Origin of the sequence: Streptomyces sp. ActVer (assembly GCF_027270795.1) — a bacterium.
Classification (GTDB): Bacteria; Actinomycetota; Actinomycetes; order Streptomycetales; family Streptomycetaceae; genus Streptomyces; species Streptomyces umbrinus_A.
On record NZ_JAPWHT010000536.1, the window covers coordinates 1 to 6,519 of the forward strand.

General features: G+C 71.1%; 5 protein-coding genes and 2 pseudogenes. 6 read left to right on the plus strand and 1 reads right to left on the minus strand.

Translation table 11 applies throughout. The features are described 5' to 3' along the window. The 5 genes and pseudogenes from O3Q52_RS46620 to O3Q52_RS46640 all read left to right on the plus strand — a co-directional run. Positions 1 to 271 (plus strand): annotated as a pseudogene (locus O3Q52_RS46620) (hypothetical protein); the annotation flags it as partial. A gap of 52 nt (positions 272 to 323) precedes the next feature. Beyond that, positions 324 to 737, plus strand: coding sequence for a phage holin family protein (locus tag O3Q52_RS46625; RefSeq protein WP_269654538.1), 414 nt, complete (start codon positions 324 to 326; stop codon positions 735 to 737). Beyond that, positions 734 to 1,243 carry a DUF3618 domain-containing protein gene (locus O3Q52_RS46630; protein ID WP_269654539.1) on the plus strand — a complete coding sequence of 170 codons (510 nt, stop codon included), beginning with the start codon at positions 734 to 736 and terminating at the stop codon, positions 1,241 to 1,243. Before O3Q52_RS46625 ends, O3Q52_RS46630 begins: the two co-directional genes overlap by 4 nt. A gap of 214 nt (positions 1,244 to 1,457) precedes the next feature. Then, positions 1,458 to 2,159 (plus strand): antibiotic biosynthesis monooxygenase, encoded by a 702-nt coding sequence (locus tag O3Q52_RS46635; RefSeq protein WP_269654540.1) that lies wholly within the window; start codon positions 1,458 to 1,460, stop codon positions 2,157 to 2,159. 26 nt (positions 2,160 to 2,185) lie between these two features. Then, positions 2,186 to 2,683: pseudogene (locus O3Q52_RS46640) on the plus strand (SRPBCC domain-containing protein); the annotation flags it as partial. Between the two features lie 93 nt (positions 2,684 to 2,776). Here the strand turns inward: O3Q52_RS46640 and O3Q52_RS46645 are convergent. Further along, the gene (locus O3Q52_RS46645; protein ID WP_269654541.1) at positions 2,777 to 4,609 is read right to left on the minus strand and encodes an endonuclease/exonuclease/phosphatase family protein; all 1,833 of its coding nucleotides are present in this window, start codon (positions 4,607 to 4,609) and stop codon (positions 2,777 to 2,779) included. A 490-nt stretch (positions 4,610 to 5,099) separates the two neighbouring features. Here O3Q52_RS46645 and O3Q52_RS46650 point away from each other — a divergent pair. Continuing rightward, on the plus strand, positions 5,100 to 6,519 hold a 1,420-nt coding region (locus tag O3Q52_RS46650; protein ID WP_269654542.1), incomplete at its 3' end, for a hypothetical protein.

Below are 6,519 nucleotides of genomic sequence, written 5' to 3' on the forward strand. Positions count from 1 at the left end.
GGGCAGGCCCGGCTGGCGGGGCTTCGCGGCCTCCTGCGCCGGATGCGTGCGCGGCCGTACGGCGGTGTCGCGCGCGACCTTCGCCCGGCTGGGCGGGGAGAGGGTGCGGGTACGGGCCGGGGGCGGCGTAGTACCGGGCGCCGGTGACGGTCTGCCCGAGGGGCTAGGGGTGTCCGAGCTCGTCGCCGAGGCGGCGCTGCTGCAGGCCCGGCTCGACTGGTTCCAGAGCCAGCTGGCGCGACTCGGCGATCGCGGGGCCGGACAGGGGTGACGGCGGCCCGGCAGGGTACCCGGGCGTCCCGGACGAAAGGAGGCGGGACGCCGTGACCGGAACCATGGACCGGCGGCCGGGCGAGCAGCACTCGGTCGGTGAACTCGTCGGACAGGCCACCGAACAGCTCTCCGAGCTCGTACGACAGGAAGTGCGGCTCGCGAAGGAGGAGTTGGCGCAGAAGGGCCGACGCATGGGGCGCGGCGGCGGGCTGCTGGGCGCAGCCGGTGCCGTCGCCTACGTGGGGCTGATGGCCCTGGCCGCGACCGGCGCGGCCGCGCTCTCCCTCGTGCTGCCCGTATGGGCGGCGGCGCTCATCGTCACGGCCGTGCTCTTCCTGGTCGCGGGCGTGCTGGCGAGGACCGGCCGGGCCCAGCTGGGGCGCGCCGCCCCGCCGATGCCCGAGGAGGCGCTCGACAGCGTCCGGGCCGACGTCGACGAGATCAAGGAAAGGGCGCATCGATGAAGGGCAACAACGATCCCGCGGAGCCCGGCAAGGCTGCTGACAAGGCGGCCGGCAAAGCCGTCGGCGGCGCGAAGGGCCCGGACGAGCTGCGACGGCAGATCCAGGAGACCCGGGGCCAACTCGGCGAAACCGTCGAGGAGTTGGCCGCCAAGGCCGATGTGAAGGCCCGCGCGCGGGCCCGGGGCGCCGAGCTGAAGGGCAAGGCGTCCGAGGCCGGACACGCCGTGCAGGACAAGGCGGCACAGGCGGGCCATGTCGTGCAGGACAAGGCCACCGAGGCCGGTCATGTCGTGCAGGACAAGGCCGTACAGGCCGGTCACGTGGTGCAGAGCAAGGCCACGCGGGCCGGACACGCCGTCCAGGACAACGTGCCCCGGCCGGTGCGCACGGCCGTGACCAACGCCGTCCAGGCCGGAAAGCGGCACCCCGGGCCCGTACTGATCGCCGGGGCCGGAGCGGTGGTCGCGGCGGGACTGCTGCGGCGACGACACAACGGACACCACTGATACGCACACTGGTACACACCTCAGGCTCCGGTCACTGACCGGTGCCGTACGGCGAGCGGCGGGGCCGATCCATTCGGTCCCGCCGCTCGTCGTGTGTCCGCTGTCGCCCGGCGGGGGGCCGGACCCCGTCCGTGAGGCCGGTGCTTGACCTGAAGTTGGGTTGAGGTCGGAGGGTGGAGCCGTGGACACCGATCAGCGATCACTGGAGTTCTTGATGACCCGTCGTACCGATACGCACCCCGCGATGACCCGCCCCGAGGTGGGAGCGCCCTTCTTCAGCACCTGGCGGGTGGGCACGCCCGAGCGGCAGAAGGAGACGGTCGGGGCGATCGCCGCCACCTGGGAGCGCAGGGCGTGGCCGGCCGAGGGGCTGCTCGGGTACCACGTCTACACCGGGGAGGACGGCACGACCCTGCTGCACCACTCGCAGTGGCGGAGCGAGCAGGACTACGAGGCGTTCGTGAAGGTCCACCTGCAGGAGCGCGTGGACGAGGTGGACCTGGCCGTGCCCGGGATCGAGCGCGTGGGGCTCGGCCGCTACCGGCGCTACCGCAGTGGCTCCCAGGAGGCGGAGAACCGGATTCCGGGGTGCGTCGTGATCGTCGAGATCGAGTTCGAGGGACCGGACCCCGACCGGCAACGCGCCTGGGTGGACGCCGTGTTCGAGGCCCTGGAGAGCGAGCCGAACCTCAGCTCCGGCGGGATCTCCGCCCACTTCCACTTGAGCACCGACGGTACGAAGGTCCTCAACTACGCCGAGTGGGAGACCGCGCAGGCCCACATCGACGCGCCGGCCGCACCGGGCGGCGGCGTCGGTTCCCGTTCGCCCGAGTGGGAGCGCGTACAGACGTACCCCGGGCTGAAGCAGTCCACGGTCCACCGCTACACGCACGCCCTCGGACTCGTCCCCGAGTGATCACCGGCTCGAGGTGGACGACGGGCTACACCGTCGAGCCGCGCGACGGCGGACGGCGCGCCTGGGTGCGGTACGTGCACAGCGGGATCTTCGTCGACGACTGGGACAACCAGTACGACGGAGCGAGCAGGCACACCGACTTCTACCTCCACACCCTGCGCGAGTACCTGACGAAGTTCGCGGCCAGGCCGGCCGCCTTCGCCACGTTCGACGGGCCCGACGCGTCCAAGGCGGCCGACGCCTTCGCCGCCGTCGGCCGGGCACTCGGCCTCGCGGACGACACCGCCGAGGGAGCGCGCGTAAGGGCCCAGGGACCCGACGGCCAGGTCCTGGACGCCGTCGTCGACTACCGCGACCCGTACTTCATCGGGTTGCGCAGCGACGACGCCCTCATCCGCTTCTTCGGACGCAACCACTGCGGCGCGCCCGTCGGCATGAGCGTCCACGACTTCGCCCCGGGCGCCGACGCCAAGCGGAACGAAGCGGCCTGGAAGGGCTGGCTGAACCAGGCCTTCGGAGCCTGACGCTCCACGCGGACACCGGTGAGCCCGGCCCCCCTGACGTGGGGCCGGGCTCACCGGCGTGTTCCTGCGGCGACTACGGGCTTCCTGTGGTGACTACGGGCGGAACCGCAGCAGCTGCGGGTCGTGGTCGCTGATCTGGTCGGAGAACTCCGAGTTGATGTGCACGCTGTCGTACGTGAAGTCGCAGTCCTTGCGGATCGACGGGCTGATCAGGATCTGGTCGAGGACCTGGCTGTTGCCCTGGTAGTCATAGCTGTAACGGTCGCTCTTCGGAAGGGACTTGACGGCCGACCACAGGGCGCCGTCGTCCTCCAGGAGCTTCGTCGTCTCCGAGAACTCGAAGTCGTTGATGTCGCCGAGCGTCACGACGTCCGCGTTCTTCTGCTTCGCGAGGATGTCCTTGACGAAGGCGTTCACCGCGGTCGCCTGGAGGTGGCGCTGCGTCTCCGAGCTGCGCGCCGGCGGCTGGAACTGCGAGTGCAGCGACTGGTCGCCGCCCTTCGACGCGAAGTGGTTCGCGATCACGAAGACCGACTTTCCGCGGAAGGTGAACTCGCCCGCGAGCGGCTTGCGGCTGTTCGTCCAGGCGGCGTTCGCCGGGTCGATACGGCCCGGCGAGACCGTGAGCTGCGCCTTGCCGTGCACCTTCGTGACGCCGACGGCCGTCGTGGCGTCGCCGCCCGCGCGGTCCACGAACGACACGCGCTCCGGGTTGTAGAGGAACGCCTGGCGGATGTTGCCGCCCGGCTCGCCGCCGTCCGCGAGGTTCACCGGGTCGATGGAGCGCCACTCGTACGCCGGGCCGCCCGCGGCGACGATCGCGTCGATCAGCTTCTGCATCGTCTGGTCGGCGGCGACCGTGCCGTCGTTCTTCGCGCCGTTGTTGTCCTGGATCTCCTCCAGGGACAGGATGTCGGGCGACTGGAGGCGGTCCACGATCGCGGCCGCGTGGTCGGCGAACGTGGCGTCCGTCGGGTCGAGGTTCTCGACGTTGTACGTCGCCAACGCCAGCTCGGAACGCGACTGCTTGCGCGTCGTCTCGCGCTCCAGGCCGCCGGCCTCGACCGTGCCCAGGGTGCGGGCGGTCAGCGTGTAGCCGCCGAACTGGGTGTAGTCGAGCGGGCCCTCGGTGGTGCCCTTGAGCGTGTCACCGACGTTCGCCGTCGGGAACGGCTCCGTGGCGGTCGGGATCAGCGATTGGATCTGCAGCCGGCCGGTGTTCTGCGCGGAGTACGCGCCGTAGACGGTGCCGCCGCGGCGGTTCGGGTTCTCGTGCGGCTTGACCGTCACCCAGAGCTCGGAGAACGGGTCGGTCGCGGTGACCACGCGCGACGAGCCGATCGCGACGTTCATGCCCTCCAGCGACTCGTAGAAGTCGAGGGCGTACTTCTTCGGCCGCAGCGTCAGGCCGTTGACCGAACCGCTCGCCGCCGCGTCGCCCTCGGGCGCGTACGCGGCAGGTACGGAACGGCTGTCGATGACCGTGGCCTTGGGCAGCGCGTTGCCGCTCGACACCACCGTCACCGTCGGCCGGGTGATCTCCGTGACCGACTGGTTGCCGGACGCGGCGCCGCCCGGCACGAACTCCGTGACCGTGCCCGAGACGGTGACCGAGTCGCCGACGGCGACCTTCGGCGTGGAGCTGGTGAAGACGAAGATGCCCTCACTGGTGGCCGGGTTGTCGTCAGCGGACGGACCCTGGATCCAGAAACCGCGGGACGAACCGTAGGTTCTCGTGCCCGTGACGATGCCGGCCACGTCCGTGACCTGCTGGCCCGCGAGCGGGGACGTACGGGTGGAGCCCTGGATGTCATGGACGGCCACGGCATCCGCGTGGGCGGGCGAGGTGACGACCACCGCGGAGACCGTGGAACAGACGGCGGCGACGGTGAGCGCGGCTATGCGTGCGGAAGACTTGCTCGGCAACGGGATCCCTCCGGGGACGTGCGTGGGCGCCGGGACGAGGGTGGCGCGGTGAACGGACGTGGGTGGAGCTGTTGAAACACGTATGTGGGTGGAGCTGTGGAACGCGTACGTGGGTGGAGCGGTGGAGCGGTGGAGCGGTGGAGCAGTGGAACGAAGACGAGGGTGGAGCGGTGGAGCTGTGGAACAAAGGCAGGGGTGAAGCGTGGGGGAGCCGTAACCGGTGGGGCGGTCCGTGACGCGCGTAGAAGCCGCGATGCACTGCTACTCGTGAGTTTCTACGCGCGTCAATCTCGTGTCTGGCCACGGCACTTGTCAAGGTTTCCCGAGTTAACACTTCTGACAGGTTCATGAACCGGGCGGCATGGGTCCAAATCCGTCTAGGCTGAGGTCGCGTGTCCGGGGCGGCCGGCAGGCGTTTTCCCGGGCGGCCCGCGGGCCTCGTGTACGTCCGAGATGTACGCCCGAACGTTCGTCCTAGGAGAACCAGCCGATGTCAGACAGTTCCCCCCTGCCGCCGGTGCGTCTGCACTCCGAAGCGGAGCTCGCGCGGGACGCCCTCGCCACGCCGCTTCTCTCGCGTGCCGTGCGGCTCGCCCGCTGGGCCGGTCCGGACACCAGGGTCGGGGCCGGCGGCGAACTCGTCGAGGAACAGCTGCCGGCCGCCGCCGCGGAGCTCGGCCTCGACGGCGGGGACGCCGCTGCCTACGCGAGCGAGGCCTGGCGGGTCGCCGTCGACACCGGGCTCGTCGAGATCGTGGACGAGGAGGAGGGCACCGTCACCGCGGGGGCCGACCTGGGACTCGTCCTCTCCGGGGCACCGCAGGACGTACTGGGACTGTGGCTCGGCGCCCTTGAGACGGTGCTCGCCGACGCCAGCGTGCCCGACCTCGACGACCTCGTGGAGGCCATGGGCGAGGGCGGCGAGATCGACTTCTCCGAGCTGGACTGGGATCCGGAGGCCGAGGCGGAGTTCCTCGACGGGGTCCTCGGCAACCTCTACCTGCTGACCTCCAGCGAGGACGGGCCCGGCGACGGACCGGTGCCGCTGCCCGCGCTCGCCGCGTCGATGATCGTGCCCGACGACATGGGGGAGCCCACCAACGACGTCCTGGAGCAGGTCTCGGACGCGATGATGCGGCTCGACGACCAGTTCCGGCTGCTGGAGCCGATCGGGCTCGTCGACTTCCAGCCCGTCGACGAGGCCCTCATGGCCGACGCCGACGAGGAGCCCGCTGCGCCGGTCGACGACACGGACGTCTCGCGGTACGGGATGGTGCGGCTCACCCCGCTCGGCGTGTACGGGATCCGGGCTCGGCTCCTCGAAGCCGGGTTCGCGGCGCCCGCGGTGGGCGACCTCGCGGACAAGGGGGCGGACGTGCTGCTCGACAGCACCTCCGCGTTTCCGCCGGCGGCCGCGCAGGCCGAGACCGAGCAGTGGCTCGACCGGCGTGAACCCCTTGCTGCGGCAAGGGAGTTGCTCGCGGCGGCGAAGGGTTCCGACGCGGGGGCGCCGCTGCGGCGGCTGCGCTGCCAGCAGGCCCTTTCGCTGGTCGGTACGGAGGCCTCGCCCGCGCTCCGTGAGGTGCTCGACGATGCCGAGCTGGGCGGGCTCGCTCGGGTCTGGCTCACCGAGCGGGGGGCCTCGGACGTGCCTCCGCCGTCCGAGGGGATGGTGTTCTGGCTGACCGTCGACACGATTGCCGCGCAGCTTGCCGCGGAGGGGAACTCCGCGGAGCTGCAGGCGCTTGTCGAGGGGCTCGCGGCGCAGCACGGGGGGTTCTTCGCGGCAGCCTGGCGGGTGGATCACCCTGCCACGCCGGATGTACTGGAGGCGATGGGGCGGTTGCATCCCGACAAGAGGGTTGCCAAGGAGGCGCGGAAGGCGGCTTTCAAGGCTCGGTCGCAGCAAG

Bases quoted from the DNA above. Each gene is read 5' to 3' on its own strand.
- O3Q52_RS46635 (WP_269654540.1), top strand. From the start codon at position 1,458: ATGACCCGTCGTACCGATACGCACCCCGCGATGACCCGCCCCGAGGTG.
- O3Q52_RS46630 (WP_269654539.1), top strand. From the start codon at position 734: ATGAAGGGCAACAACGATCCCGCGGAGCCCGGCAAGGCTGCTGACAAG.